Here is a 13176-nt window from a genome sequence, read left to right on the forward strand (position 1 = left end):
ACAGATCACTTCTGCGTGCACTTCGGCACCATTCGTATGCATGGGCCGTCGAGTGCAGGCTTGACATTAACACTACCGGATCCAACAAACATTCCCCCTCTCTCCAACCGGCAATCGTGTCACTGCCCCACTGCTAGGGGCAGTACACAGGCCCCTGCCGCGTCGAGGGCCAGACGGTTCGCCGCCCACCCCTCGCCCGCGAGCCGGGAGACTTTGTCCGCGGCGCCTTCCTCGGTGAGCGCGAGGACCGTGGGCCCCGCTCCCGAGATGACCGAAGGGACGCCGTCGGCCCGCAGCCGGTTCACCAGTGCCACACTTTCGGGCATGGCGGGAGCACGGTAGTCCTGGTGCAGCCGGTCCTCGGTGGCGGGCAGCAGCAGCTCGGGGCGGCGGGTGAGCGCCTCCACCAGCAGCGCCGCGCGGCCCGCGTTGACCGCGGCGTCCACATGCGGGACGGTGCGCGGCAGGAGGCCGCGGGCGACCTCGGTCAGCACCGGCTTGGACGGTACGAACACCACCGGGACGACGGAGGCCGCCGGATCCATCCGGATCGCGCGGGCGGCACCGGACTCGGTCCAGGCGAGGGTGAAGCCGCCGAGCAGACAGGCGGCGACGTTGTCGGGGTGGCCTTCGATCTCGGTGGCCAGTTCCAGCAGTGCGGCGTCGTCGAGACGCTCGGGGCCGCCTATCGTCACGGCGCGGGCGGCCATGATCCCGGCGCAGATCGCGGCGGACGAGGAGCCCAGGCCGCGGCCGTGCGGGATGCGGTTGGCGCAGACCACTTCCAGACCGCGCGGCTGTCCGCCGAGCAGGTCGAAGGCGGTCCGCATCGAGCGCACGACCAGGTGCTTCTCGTCGCGGGCCAGGTTCTCGGCGCCCTCGCCGGCGATGTCGACATGCAGCCCGGAGTCGGCGACCCGGACCACGACGTCGTCGTACAGGCCCAGCGCCAGGCCGAAGGCGTCAAAGCCGGGGCCGAGGTTGGCGCTGGTCGCGGGGACGCGCACTCGGACCGCGGCGGCGCGGAACGCGGGACCGGCCATCGTTCGACGATTCTCCTTGTGCTGGTGCTTGTTCTTGTGCAGCTGGTGCGTGTTGTGCTGGTGCTCGTTGTGCTGATGCGTGCTGTGCTGGTGCTCGTTCTGGTGCTTGTGCTGTGCGGAAGGGCGGTTCTTGCCCCGGAATGCCAGCCATCGGCGGTGTACGGCGGGGCTGCGGTGTGCGGCAGGAGCGGCAATGCCTGTGGCATGAGCCGGATCGGCGCACTGCGGCGCCGCTGGGGTCAGCCTATCGAAGGAAGGTTCTGCTGCGACATAGGGCGCACGAACAGCGCGTGATGCGTGTCGCGAGCTTCTTCGTGCGCCCCTTCACCACGGCGCCGCGTCAGACCAGCCCGAGCTTCTCGGCCGCGGCGTCGGCGTCGACCGCCACGGTGACCGGCTGGGGCGCGCCGGCGACCGCCCAGTCCGGGTCCTTGAGGCCGTTGCCGGTCACGGTGCAGACGATCCGCTGACCCGGGTCGACCTTGCCCTCTTCGAGCGCCTTGAGCAGACCGGCGACCGAAGCGGCCGAGGCGGGCTCCACGAAGACGCCCTCCTTGGCGGCCAACAGCCGGTACGCGGAGAGGATCTGACGATCGGTCACCGCTTCGATCAGACCGCCCGATTCGTCCCGCGCCTCCTCGGCGAACTGCCAGGAGGCAGGGTTGCCGATCCGGATCGCGGTCGCGATGGTCTGCGGGCTGCGCACCGGAGCGCCGTTGACGATCGGAGCGGAACCGGACGCCTGGAAGCCCCACATGCGCGGCTTCCGGGTCGAAACGCCGTCGGCCGCGTACTCGCGGTAGCCGCGCCAGTACGCCGTGATGTTGCCCGCGTTGCCCACCGGAAGCAGGTGAATGTCGGGCGCGTCGCCGAGCGCGTCGACGATCTCGAACGCCGCGGTCTTCTGGCCCTCGATACGTACCGGGTTGACCGAATTGACCAGCGCCACCGGGTACTTCTCCGACAGTCCGCGGGCCAGCTCCAGGCAGTCGTCGAAGTTGCCGTCGACCTGCAGGATCTTCGCGCCGTGGATCAGCGCCTGACCCATCTTGCCGAGTGCGATCTTGCCCTGCGGCACCAGGACGGCGCAGACCATTCCGGCGCGCACCGCGTAGGCGGCCGCCGAGGCGGAGGTGTTGCCGGTGGAGGCGCAGATGACGGCCTTGGCACCCTCCTCCTTGGCCCGGGTGATCGCCATGGTCATCCCGCGGTCCTTGAAGGAGCCGGTGGGGTTGGCGCCCTCGACCTTGAGGAACACGTCGCAGCCGGTCAGCTCGGAGAGCAGCTGGGCGGGAACGAGCGGGGTGCCACCCTCCAGGAGCGTGACGACCGGGGAGTCCGCCGAGACCGGCAGCCGGCTGCGGTACTCCTCGATGATGCCGCGCCACTGGTGGGTGCCGGACATTCGGGGGTGGTCGGTGACAGCGTTCATAGTGGGTTACTCCCCTTCCACGCGCATGATGCTGGCGACACCGCGCACGGTGTCGAGCTTCCGCAGTGCTCCGACGGTCGCCGACAGGGCGGCGTCGGGCGCACGGTGAGTGACGACGACGAGGGACGCTTCGCCGTCCTTGCCCTGCTGGCGGACCGTGTCGATCGACACGTCGTGTTCCGCGAAAACGGTGGCGACCTGGGCGAGAACACCCGGTTTGTCTGCCACGTCAAGGCTGATGTGGTAGCGGGTGACCACATCGCCCATCGGGCTCACCGGCAGTTGCGTGTACGCGGACTCGCCGGCGCCTGTGGTGCCTGCCAGTTTGTTGCGGCAGGCGGCCACGAGGTCGCCGAGTACGGCGGAGGCGGTGGGTGCGCCGCCCGCGCCGGGACCGTAGAACATGAGCTGACCCGCGGCCTCCGCCTCGACGAAGACCGCGTTGTACGCCTCACGGACGCTCGCCAGCGGGTGGCTGAGCGGGATCATCGCCGGGTGGACCCGGGCGGTGACGGACCTGCCGTCGACGGTGCGCTCGCAGATGGCCAGCAGCTTGACCGTGCAGCCCATCCGCTTGGCGGACGCGATATCGGCGGCGGTGACCTCGGTGAGGCCCTCGCGGTACACATCGTCCATGGTCACGCGGGTGTGGAAGGCGATCCCGGCCAGGATCGCGGCCTTGGCGGCGGCGTCGAAGCCCTCCACGTCGGCGGTCGGGTCGGCCTCGGCGTAGCCGAGCGCGGTGGCCTCGTCGAGCGCCTCGGAGTAGCCGGCGCCGCTGGAGTCCATCTTGTCGAGGATGAAGTTCGTCGTGCCGTTGACGATGCCCATCACCCGGTTGATCTTGTCGCCGGCCAGTGACTCGCGCAGCGGGCGGATCAGCGGGATGGCCCCGGCCACGGCGGCCTCGTAGTAGAGGTCGACCTTGTGCGCGGCGGCGGCGGCGTGCAGCGTCGCGCCGTCCGCGGCGAGCAGCGCCTTGTTGGCGCTGACCACGGACGCGCCGTGCTCGAAGGCGGTGGTGATGAGGGTGCGGACCGGCTCGATGCCGCCGATCACCTCGATCACGACGTCGATGTCACCCCGTTTGACCAGGGCGGTGGCGTCGGTGGTGAGCAGCTCGGCGGGCACTCCGGCGCGCACCCGGTTGGGGCGCCGCACCGCGATGCCGGCCAGCTCGACCGGGGCTCCGATCCGCGCGGCGAGATCGGCGCCCTGCGTCGTCATGATGCGCGTCACCTCTGAGCCGACCACACCACAGCCCAGCAGCGCCACCTTCAGCGGACGCGTACGCATCATCCGACCTCGTTTCTCACAGCTCTCGGGGTGGGACCAGTCTCACGCACCGGACGCGAGAATCCATCTCGTGTCCGGTGTGTGAGATCAGCCCCGCTATTTTTGAGATTTCACGTCAGCCGACGTCAAGACGCAGGAGATCGTCCTCCGTCTCACGTCGCACGATCACCCGCGCCCCGCCATCATTCACGGCCACGACGGGCGGCCGCAGAGCATGGTTGTAATTGCTCGCCATGGAACGGCAGTACGCACCGGTCGCCGGAACGGCGAGCAGATCGCCCGGCGCGAGGTCGGCGGGCAGGAACGCGTCCTTGACGACGATGTCGCCGGACTCGCAGTGCTTGCCGACGACCCGCGCGAGCATCGGCTCGGCGGTGGACGTCCTGGACACCAGGGAGACGCTGTACTCGGCGTCGTACAGCGCGGTGCGGATGTTGTCCGACATTCCGCCGTCCACGCTCACATACGTCCGCAGCCCCTCCAGCGGCTTCACGGTGCCCACCTCGTACAGCGTGAACGCCGTCGGGCCGACGATCGCCCGGCCCGGCTCCACGGACAGCCGCGGCACGCCCAGCCGGTTCGCCTCGCACTCGCGGGTGACGATCTCCCGCAGCGCCCTGGCGATGTCGTGCGGCTCGGCCGGATCGTCCTCCGAGGTGTACGCGATGCCGAGGCCGCCGCCCAGGTCGATCTCGGGCAGCTCCACGCCGTGCTCGTCACGGACCTCGGCGAGCAGCGACACCACGCGGCGCGCGGCGACCTCGAAGCCGGCCATGTCGAAGATCTGCGAGCCGATGTGCGAGTGGATGCCGACCAGATCCAGCGCGTCGAGCTTCAGCACCCGGCGCACCGCCTCGGCCGCCTGCCCGCCGGCGAGCGCCAGCCCGAACTTCTGGTCCTCGTGCGCCGTCGCGATGAACTCGTGGGTGTGCGCCTCGACCCCGACGGTCACCCGGATCTGCACCCGCTGGCGCTTGCCGAGCCGCTCGGCGACGTGCGCGACCCGGACGATCTCCTGGAACGAGTCCAGGACGATCCGCCCGACACCCACCTCGATGGCGCGCTCGATCTCCTCCAGCGACTTGTTGTTGCCGTGCAGCGCGATGCGGTCGGCCGGCATCCCCGCCGACAGCGCCACCGCCAGCTCGCCGCCGGAACACACGTCGAGGTTGAGGCCCTCCTCGAACAGCCACTTCACGACCGCCCGCGACAGGAACGCCTTCCCCGCGTAGAACACGTCCGCGCCCTCGCCGAACGCGTCACGCCAGGCGTGGCAGCGGGCCCGGAAGTCCTCCTCGTCGAGGAAGTAGGCGGGCGTGCCGAACTCCTCGGCGAGATCGCGTACGTCCAGCCCGCCGACCTCGGCCGCACCGTCCGTGTTGCGGGTGACCGTACGGGCCCACACGCGCGGATCGAGGACGTTCAGGTCGGCGGGCGGCGCGGTGTAATGCCCCTCGGGCATGACATCGGCGTAGCGGGGCCCGGCGGGGTGGGCGGATCTACTCACGGGGCTCTGTCTCCTCAGAGGTGTTCTGGCGCGCTGATGCCGAGCAGGTCCAGGCCGCCTGCCAGCACCGTGCCGGTCGCTTCGGCGAGCGACAGCCGGACACAGTGGGCGGCCAAGGGTTTCTCGTCGCCGCGCGGCAGCGGCGGGCACTCGTCGTGGAAGCGGAGGAAGGCGTCGGCGAGCCGTTCCAGATGGCGGGCGACCCGATCGGGGGCGCGGTGCCGGGCGGCGGTCTCTACGACACGGGGGTAGTCGGCGATCAGGCCGAGGAGGTCCGTCTCCGCGGGATGGTGAAACGTACCGTCCGAAGCGTCGGAGGAGGGTTCGATGCCCAGATCGTGGGCGTTGCGGAGCAGCGCCCGGCTGCGGGCGTGCGCGTAACGGACCCGGAAGAGCGGATTGCCGGCGCGCTGCGAGAGCAGGACGGCCGGATCCAGGGACGGCGTGTCGTCGGCCGGGGGGCGCAGGAGCGCCCAGCGGGTGGCGTCGGGGCCGAGACGCTCGCAGAGCTGGGCGGCGGTGGCGCCGGCGGGGCGGACGGAGACGGGTTCGGGGGGCTCGACCGAGTCGCCGGCACCGACACTGGCACCGCAGGAACGCAGCAGCCGCTCCAGCACCTCGGCGGTGACCGCCGCGCGGGGCTCGCCGTCATGGACGGTCGTCACGTACGTGCCGGCCAGCGCGTCGCCGTGGCCGTACGCCGCGCCCCGCTCCAGCACCTTGCGCACCACGTCCCCGTAGGCCGCCGCGTCGAGCGTGATGTTCAGGAAACCGGGGCCCGCGATCACCACCTGAGCGATGCCGGGTTCCGTCGCCAGCCGCTTGCGCAGCACCTCGGCGACCTCCCGCGGCGGGCACCCCGCGGCGCCCGCGAGCTGCAGCGCGACATTCGTCGCGTAGTCGCCGCACCCGGGCCGGGGCGGCCGCTGCACGCTGATCCGGTCCGGCACCGTCACCCGCAGCTCATCGGCCGCGACGGCGCGACGAACCGTGCTCAGAACAGCACGGGAGAGCTCAGCGGGGGTCACACGGAAAGGGTAGGCGAGGAGGGGGTACCCATGCGACCGGGTTTCGCCGCCCTCCACTCTTTCGCGAGCGGCCGCGGCAGGTGTCACCCCACCGACAACGTCAGCCACACCCGAGCCGGAACCTCAGCCGCAACCGCTGCCGGGGGCCGCGGCCGCCTGGTCCTCGGTGGGCGCGCCGGCGGACGACTCAGCGCCGGAAGCGCCGGGGGCGCCCGGTCCGCCGTGGGCCAGCCGCCGCACCATGTTCACCAGATCGGAGGGCTCGAACGGCTTCCCCAGGAACGCGTCCACCCCGGCCGCCACGCCGCGCTCGACCTCGAGCTGGGTGCACGCGCTGACGATCGCGATCCGTATGTCCCGGGTCCGCGCGTCGGACCGCAGCCGGGCCGCCGTCCGCAGTCCGTCGAGCCGCGGCATCACCACATCGAGCGTGATCACATCGGGCTGCACGCGGTGGACGATGTCCAGGCATTCGGCACCATCAGCCGCGGTCACGACCTCGAAGCCCTCCAGCTCGAGATTGACCCTGATCAGCTGCCGGATGACCTTGTTGTCGTCGACCACAAGGACCCGGCCGGACATGCCCGGCACATCTCGAAGAGTAGGCGGGGCCATCGCGATCCGTCCGCGTTTTGCCCACTTCTTCCCCGTGAGAGGGAGCTTTCCGAACCCGCCCCCGCCCACCACACCCCATGCGCTAAAGCCCTCCCCCACGACCGCTCGCCCCTTCGGGCCAACACCCCAAAACCCTGTACCCAGGCACCATGCACAAGCTGGTAGGGTTTCACCCGTCACCGCTACTGCGGACGACACGCCCCCGTAGCTCAGGGGATAGAGCATCGGCCTCCGGAGCCGGGTGCGCAGGTTCGAATCCTGCCGGGGGCACTTCGCAAGAAGTGTCCGAGGACCCCGTCACCAGCGGAAACGCTGGGGACGGGGTCTTCGCGTATCTCCAGCCGTATGCAACTGAACGCCCCCACCCGGAAATGACGAAGGCCCCCGGACGACTCCAGAGGCCAGGCCGCGACGTTCATCCCGCATCCCACCTGTCACTCATCGGCAGCACGTCGAAGCGCCGACCACTCCCCTGCGCCGATTGGCGAACAGCCCCCCGCCCTTGGCCGCGCCGAAGGTCTCCAGGCGCTCGCGATAGATGTCCACAAGCTGTGGAGGAATCGGCACGGGCCGGTTCTTGAAGCCCTGGTCGTCGTGCGTCTCACCGGTACCCGTCCAGAGCTTCCCGACGAGCAGCGGGCGGGATGCCCTGGCCAAGAGCATCGTGGGTGAGGGCGCCGGCTGTTCTGAGCGTCGTGGGCGGTGGGCAGCCGGCCCTTTCCGACCTTCCGGACCATCTTCCCGTCTGGAAGTATGCGGGCATGGGATCCGAGGACCGCCAGGAGCGCCTGCGCCGCGAGCGTGCAGGCGGCGGGGAGAGTTTCAACGATGTCCTGCGACGCGTGGTGCGTCGTCCATCGGTACTGGTGAAGGTACTGGCCGTCGCGCTCCCGCTGGCAGTGGTCGGCATCGTGTTCGTCCCGGCGCCGTTCACCATTGTGCCCATCGGCCTGGTCGGCATTCCGGTCATGGCCTGGATGGTGGGACGAGACCGGAAGGAATCTCCCTCTCCGTCGGACTGCGACCCCGTCGAAGACCCCTGAGCCGATGGCAATGCGTCTGCGGTGGGCGCTTCGTTCGTCCGGCTCCCGACTGGTTCCGTCGCCTGCGCATCCGCTGGGAGATCGGCGACGACATCCACGAAGCTTTCCTCAGGCTGGCCTGCTGCCTCAACTGCCGGCGGCGCCTGGCGAGGGGCCTGCGTCAGCCCTCACTGTCCAGGCTACCCGGCCGGGCTCTCCGCGCTCAGAACGGGTGAGGCGGCGCGGTGCTCCTCGCATACGGCCCACCAACTCTCGCCGCCTTTGTCCTCAACGTGCACGCTCCATAGGGCGGCCCTTGGACAGGGCGCGTTCCAGGAGCACTCACCTAGATGGGACTTCGTACCCGGGCGATGCCTGTCCTGTGTCCACTCGATCGGGGGCTCCATCAGCTTCATGGTTCCAGTGAAGAGGAGACCGGCCGGGCACCGCAGCCGAATAGGTGTCGCCAGCGGGGATGATGCCGGGTGCCGCTGTCGGGGGTGGGAGTGGTTGACTCGGGTGGGGCGTGGGGGTCTACTCCCTGCCATGTCGGAGAGCGATGACAACGCGTCCAGTTCCAGCGGGACTTACGGAGGTTCGGCTGTCGAGCCGATGACGCCGGAGCGGTACATCGAGACCAGGCTGGCCCAGTATCAGAAGTGGTACGACCGGAAAGCGGTCAGGACCAAGGCCATGCATCTGCGGATGCGGACGCTGTCGGTGGTCGGTGGGGCGCTGGTGCCGGTGCTGGTCAATGTGGATCTGCCGTTCTCGCGGCTCACTGCCACCGTGCTCAGCCTGGTGGTGGTCGTGTCGGTGTCGCTGGAGAGCGTGTACCGGTATCGGGAGCAGTGGAAGAACTACCGGTCGACGGAACAGCTGCTCGGACATGAGCGGGTCTATTTCCAGACCAAGGTGGGGCCGTACGCCGGGCTGGCGGACGGGAAGGCGTTCGTCACGCTCGTGGGGCGGGTGGAGAAGGCGATCGCCAATGAGAATTCGGCGACGTTGAACGTCATGACGCTGGGCGGCCAGGTCAACGCGGATCTGCAGATGCCGATCGGCATCCCGGACGCCAGGCGGGAGCAGCCGGATCCTGAGCGGTGACGGTGACGGTGACCGTCAGGGCGCCGGGGTGAGGCGGGGGCCGCAGGGTTGGGTGGGGGTGGTGGTGCGGAGGTGGGTGGATCGGGGGATGGCGGGGAGGGTGGTGTGTTGGAGGGCTGTGAGGCGGGTGGGGTCGGGGACGGCGTCGTGGCGGATCCAGTCGCCGGTGTCCGTCCGGGTGGAGAGCGGAACGTAGCCGTGGGCGGTGAGGGCTGCGGGGGTGAGGCCGGAGATGGCCGCCCAGGGGTTGTGGACATGGATGAAGGTGGGGCGCACGGTGTCGAAGACGTAGGTGCGCAGGCGGGTCGTGTCGTGCGCCGCGTAGGCGTCCGCGATGGCCGGGTCGGTGAGACCCGCGAGGTCGGTGACGCGGAGCCGGCTGGTCAGGAGGGTGCCGCCGAGGTCGGGGAGCAGGAGGCCGGTGTCGGGCGGGAGGGCGAGCCGGTCGGCGTAGCTGTTGAACAGCCGGCCGTAGCGGTCGGCGACGAAGCACATCGACAGCGTCGGGTCGGCCCGGAACTCCGCCGCGCGGGGCCGCTGTCCGGCCAGTGACAGAACGGATCCGACGAGGAGCGCCGCCGCCAGGACCGCGCGTCCGCGCGGCCGTTCGCGGTCCCAGACGGTGACGGCGGCCAGCGCGCCGGCGAAGGCCGCGAGCGTCCATACCGGGGTCGCGAAACGGTAGAGGGCCATCCAGTCGCGCTGCAGCGTCCCGTAGGCGGTCAGGGCGAGGGCCAGCGGGACGAGTACGGCGAGCAGCGCCCGGCGGCCAGGACCCGGGCGGGCGAGTGCGGCGGCCGTGCAGGCCAGTGCGGCGAGGACCAGGGTCCAGCCGGCGAACGAGAGCAGCTCGGTGGTGTGCGCGAGGCCGGCCAGGTCCGGCGCCCGCTGGGCCTTCGCGACCGCGGTGTTGGGGACCCAGCGGCCGAACTCCGCATGTCTCCAGAGCAGATGAGACGCGTAGGGGAGAGCGAAGGCCGCTGTCGACAAAGCGATCGCACGGGCCATGTGCCGGCGGCGCACGAGCAGCAGCGTCGTCAGCGGGTACGCGGCCGCGTAGACGATGCCGTCCGGGCGGGTGAGCGCGGCGAGCAGCGCGAGGAGGCCGGCCGCGACGGCGGTGCCCGGCCGCAGCAGGTCGTCACGGACGGCGGACCGGGCCAGGACGGCCGCGAGGGCGGTGACGGCGAGGCCGTACAGCGGGTTCTCCAGTCCGGAGAACAGCCAGACCACCAGCGAGAAGTTCCCGGCCATCGCCGCTCCGGCGAGCAGCGTCACGGCCCACGCCCGCCCCGGCAGCACCGCCCGCGCCGCGAACGAGACCGCGGCCAGCATCCCGATCACGCACAGCAGCGCCAGCGCTTTGGGGAACCACACGAGGTCCGAGACCCCGAACAGCGCCCCGTGGTCGAACAGCCGCAGCCGCCGCCCGGCCACCAGCAGCGCCAGCCACGCCGGGTTGGAGTACCCCTCCACCGGCGGGGCGCCGGCCTGCTGGGCCGGGCCGTACCCCTCGTCGATGCTGCGCGCGTAGGCGTACGTGATGGCCGCGTCGTCGACGATCCACTGCCCGAGCCGCAGCGCCCGCACCCCGACGAGGACGGCCCCCGCCAGCACCGCGGCCGGATCGGCGAGCGCTCGAAGAGACACAGGGAGGCGGAGGTTGAAGCGCGGCGGCCGGGCCTGCGAGGTTCCGTTCACATGGAGATGAACCCCGCAGCGCCCGTCACGTCACGCTTTCCACCCGCCGCTACCGGGTGAATCGACCGGGTGAATCAACCGGGCGCGATCAGTAGCGGTAGTGGTCCGCCTTGTACGGGCCCTCGACCGGGACGCCGATGTAGGAGGCCTGCTCCGGGCGCAGGGTGGTGAGTTTGACGCCGAGGGCGTCGAGGTGGAGGCGGGCGACCTTCTCGTCGAGGTGCTTGGGGAGCACGTAGACACCGATGGGGTAGTCGGCGGTCTTGGTGAAGAGTTCGATCTGGGCGATCGTCTGGTTGGCGAAGCTGTTCGACATCACGAAGGAGGGGTGGCCGGTCGCGTTGCCGAGGTTCATCAGGCGGCCTTCGGACAGGACGATGATGGTGTGTCCGTCGGGGAACTTCCAGGTGTGGACCTGGGGCTTGACCTCGTCCTTGACGATGCCGGGGACCTTGGCGAGGCCGGCCATGTCGATCTCGTTGTCGAAGTGGCCGATGTTGCTGACGATGGCCTGGTGCTTCATCCTGGCCATGTCGGCGGCCATGATGATGTCCTTGTTGCCGGTCGTCGTCACGAAGATGTCGCCCTCGGCGACGACCTCCTCCAGGGTCGTGACCTGGTAGCCGTCCATCGCCGCCTGCAGTGCGCAGATCGGGTCGATCTCGGTGATGACGACCCGGGCGCCCTGGCCGCGCAGCGATTCCGCGCAGCCCTTGCCGACGTCGCCGTAGCCGAGGACGACGGCGACCTTGCCGCCGATCAGGACGTCGGTGGCGCGGTTGAGGCCGTCGATGAGCGAGTGGCGGCAGCCGTACTTGTTGTCGAACTTCGACTTGGTGACGGAGTCGTTGACGTTGATCGCGGGGAAGAGCAGACCGCCGTCGCGCTGCATCTCGTAGAGCCGGTGGACGCCGGTCGTGGTCTCCTCGGTGACGCCCTTGATGAGGGCGGCCGCGGTGGTCCACTTGCCGGGGCTCTCCGTCTGGGTGCGGCGCAGCAGGTCGAGGATGTAGCCGTACTCCTCGGAGTCGCCGTCGGCGGAGTCCGGGACGGCTCCGGCCTTCTCGAACTCGACGCCCTTGTGGATCAGGAGGGTGACGTCGCCGCCGTCGTCCAGGATCATGTTCAGGCCGCCGTCGGGCCAGGTGACGGCCTGCTCGGCACACCACCAGTACTCCTCCATCGTCTCGCCCTTCCAGGCGAAGACGGGGGTGCCTTGCGGGTCCTCAGGGGTGCCGTTCGGGCCCACCGCGACCGCTGCCGCCGCGTGGTCCTGGGTGGAGAAGATGTTGCAGGACGCCCAGCGGACCTCGGCACCCAGCGCGACCAGGGTCTCGATGAGGACGGCGGTCTGGATCGTCATGTGCAGCGAGCCGGTGATCCGCGCGCCGGTCAGCGGCTTGGACTCCGCGTACTCGGCGCGGATCGACATCAGACCGGGCATCTCGTGCTCGGCCATGATGATCTCCTTGCGGCCGAACGCGGCAAGGGAGAGGTCCGCGACCTTGAAATCAGCGGCGGTGAGGGACGGCATCTGCGCTCCTTGTGTTCTGGTGGATCTCAAGCGTCGCGGTGGACCGGTTGAGGGTGATGTAGTGCAGGCCGGGGGCACCTTCGTCGAGCAGGCGCTGGGCCAGCCGCGTCGCGTGGTCGACCCCGATGCGGTGGGCGCTCTCCGGGTCGTGCTGCGCCGCCGCCAGCTGCTCGGCCAGCCCGGGCGGGAAGGTCGCGTCGCTCAGCTCCGCGAAGCGCCGGATCTGCCGGACGTCGGTGGCGGGCATGATCTCCGGGATGATCGGGGTGTCGCATCCCGCGGCGGCCACCCGGTCCCGCAGCCGCAGATAGTCGTCCGCGTCGAAGAACATCTGGGTGATGGCGTAGTCGGCGCCCGCCCGGCACTTGTCGACGAAGTGCCGGATGTCGTCGTCCCAGTTCAGGGAGCGGGGGTGGCGTTCCGGGAAGGCCGCCACGCCGATGCTGAAGTCACCGATGGAGCGGACGAGTTCGACGAGGTCCGCCGCGTGGTCCAGGCCCCCGGGATGCCGCTGCCACGGGCCGCGCGGGTCGCCCGGCGGGTCGCCGCGCAGGACGAGGACGTCGCGGATCCCGGCGTCCGCGTACCGGCCGACGATCTGCCGCAGCTCCGCCACCGTGTGGCCGACCGCGGTCAGATGGGCGACCGGGCGCAGCGTCGTCTCGGTGGCGATGCGCCGGGTGACGTCCACGGTCCGGTCGCGGGAGGAGCCGCCGGCGCCGTAGGTGACGGACACGAAGGTGGGCCCGACGGCCTCGATGCGGCGGATCGCGTCCCACAGGACGCGCTCGCCCGCGTCCGTCTTCGGGGGGAAGAACTCGAACGAGAACGTGCGCTGCCCGGCGGCGAGGACATCGCGCAGGTTGTTGCTGGTCAGCGTGGTCGACATGG

Annotated in this window: 12 protein-coding genes and 1 tRNA gene; 4 read left to right on the forward strand and 9 right to left on the reverse strand. The window is 70.3% G+C overall.

Annotated features, from left to right (window positions below; all coding sequences use genetic code 11):
- Nucleotides 1–119: 119 nt before the first annotated feature.
- Nucleotides 120–1043, reverse strand: coding sequence for a homoserine kinase (thrB, locus tag LNW73_RS09745; RefSeq protein ID WP_138355997.1), 924 nt, complete (start codon nucleotides 1041–1043; stop codon nucleotides 120–122).
- 18 nt (nucleotides 1044–1061) lie between these two features.
- Between thrB and LNW73_RS09750 the strand changes: the two genes are divergently transcribed.
- Entirely contained in the window at nucleotides 1062–1337 is a 276-nt protein-coding gene (locus LNW73_RS09750; RefSeq protein ID WP_250989657.1) for a hypothetical protein, read from the forward strand.
- Between the two features lie 46 nt (nucleotides 1338–1383).
- Here LNW73_RS09750 and thrC read toward each other — a convergent pair whose 3' ends face one another.
- The 5 genes from thrC to LNW73_RS09775 form a co-directional block, all read right to left on the reverse strand.
- Nucleotides 1384–2475: a threonine synthase gene (thrC, locus tag LNW73_RS09755; RefSeq protein ID WP_250989658.1), complete on the reverse strand. Its 1092-nt coding sequence runs from the start codon at nucleotides 2473–2475 to the stop codon at nucleotides 1384–1386.
- 6 nt (nucleotides 2476–2481) lie between these two features.
- Nucleotides 2482–3774, reverse strand: coding sequence for a homoserine dehydrogenase (locus LNW73_RS09760; protein WP_250977747.1), 1293 nt, complete (start codon nucleotides 3772–3774; stop codon nucleotides 2482–2484).
- A gap of 112 nt (nucleotides 3775–3886) precedes the next feature.
- The gene (gene lysA, locus LNW73_RS09765) at nucleotides 3887–5278 is read right to left on the reverse strand and encodes a diaminopimelate decarboxylase (RefSeq protein WP_138355977.1); all 1392 of its coding nucleotides are present in this window, start codon (nucleotides 5276–5278) and stop codon (nucleotides 3887–3889) included.
- Between the two features lie 14 nt (nucleotides 5279–5292).
- On the reverse strand, nucleotides 5293–6306 hold the full coding sequence (gene nrtL, locus LNW73_RS09770; protein WP_250989659.1) for an ArgS-related anticodon-binding protein NrtL: 1014 nt from the start codon (nucleotides 6304–6306) through the stop codon (nucleotides 5293–5295).
- Between the two features lie 123 nt (nucleotides 6307–6429).
- Complete coding sequence (locus tag LNW73_RS09775; protein WP_250992865.1) at nucleotides 6430–6888, reverse strand: response regulator; 459 nt, start codon at nucleotides 6886–6888, stop codon at nucleotides 6430–6432.
- Between the two features lie 231 nt (nucleotides 6889–7119).
- On the opposite strand from LNW73_RS09775, the gene LNW73_RS09780 reads away from it, so the two are divergent.
- The 3 genes from LNW73_RS09780 (at nucleotide 7120) to LNW73_RS09790 (ending at nucleotide 9050) form a co-directional block, all read left to right on the forward strand.
- Nucleotides 7120–7191 (forward strand) — tRNA-Arg (locus LNW73_RS09780).
- Nucleotides 7192–7682: 491 nt separating this feature from the next.
- On the forward strand, nucleotides 7683–7964 hold the full coding sequence (locus LNW73_RS09785) for an antitoxin VapB family protein (protein WP_250993137.1): 282 nt from the start codon (nucleotides 7683–7685) through the stop codon (nucleotides 7962–7964).
- A gap of 525 nt (nucleotides 7965–8489) precedes the next feature.
- Entirely contained in the window at nucleotides 8490–9050 is a 561-nt protein-coding gene (locus LNW73_RS09790) for a DUF4231 domain-containing protein (protein ID WP_250989660.1), read from the forward strand.
- A 15-nt stretch (nucleotides 9051–9065) separates the two neighbouring features.
- Here LNW73_RS09790 and LNW73_RS09795 read toward each other — a convergent pair whose 3' ends face one another.
- The 3 genes from LNW73_RS09795 to metF form a co-directional block, all read right to left on the reverse strand.
- On the reverse strand, nucleotides 9066–10700 hold the full coding sequence (locus LNW73_RS09795) for a hypothetical protein (protein WP_250989661.1): 1635 nt from the start codon (nucleotides 10698–10700) through the stop codon (nucleotides 9066–9068).
- Nucleotides 10701–10839: 139 nt separating this feature from the next.
- Nucleotides 10840–12285 carry an adenosylhomocysteinase gene (gene ahcY, locus LNW73_RS09800; protein WP_250989662.1) on the reverse strand — a complete coding sequence of 482 codons (1446 nt, stop codon included), beginning with the start codon at nucleotides 12283–12285 and terminating at the stop codon, nucleotides 10840–10842.
- Entirely contained in the window at nucleotides 12263–13174 is a 912-nt protein-coding gene (gene metF, locus LNW73_RS09805; RefSeq protein WP_250980329.1) for a methylenetetrahydrofolate reductase [NAD(P)H], read from the reverse strand. Before metF ends, ahcY begins: the two co-directional genes overlap by 23 nt.
- Between the last annotated feature and the right edge of the window lie 2 nt (nucleotides 13175–13176).

It is taken from the genome of Streptomyces sp. RKAG337 (genome assembly GCF_023701715.1).
GTDB lineage: Bacteria > Actinomycetota > Actinomycetes > Streptomycetales > Streptomycetaceae > Actinacidiphila.

Coding starts and splice junctions, on each gene's coding strand:
- ahcY (WP_250989662.1), bottom strand. CDS start 12,285: ATGCCGTCCCTCACCGCCGCTGATTTCAAGGTCGCGGACCTCTCCCTT.
- thrC (WP_250989658.1), bottom strand. CDS start 2,475: ATGAACGCTGTCACCGACCACCCCCGAATGTCCGGCACCCACCAGTGG.
- LNW73_RS09775 (WP_250992865.1), bottom strand. CDS start 6,888: ATGTCCGGCCGGGTCCTTGTGGTCGACGACAACAAGGTCATCCGGCAG.
- thrB (WP_138355997.1), bottom strand. CDS start 1,043: ATGGCCGGTCCCGCGTTCCGCGCCGCCGCGGTCCGAGTGCGCGTCCCC.
- LNW73_RS09760 (WP_250977747.1), bottom strand. CDS start 3,774: ATGATGCGTACGCGTCCGCTGAAGGTGGCGCTGCTGGGCTGTGGTGTG.
- LNW73_RS09790 (WP_250989660.1), top strand. CDS start 8,490: ATGTCGGAGAGCGATGACAACGCGTCCAGTTCCAGCGGGACTTACGGA.
- LNW73_RS09785 (WP_250993137.1), top strand. CDS start 7,683: ATGGGATCCGAGGACCGCCAGGAGCGCCTGCGCCGCGAGCGTGCAGGC.
- metF (WP_250980329.1), bottom strand. CDS start 13,174: ATGTCGACCACGCTGACCAGCAACAACCTGCGCGATGTCCTCGCCGCC.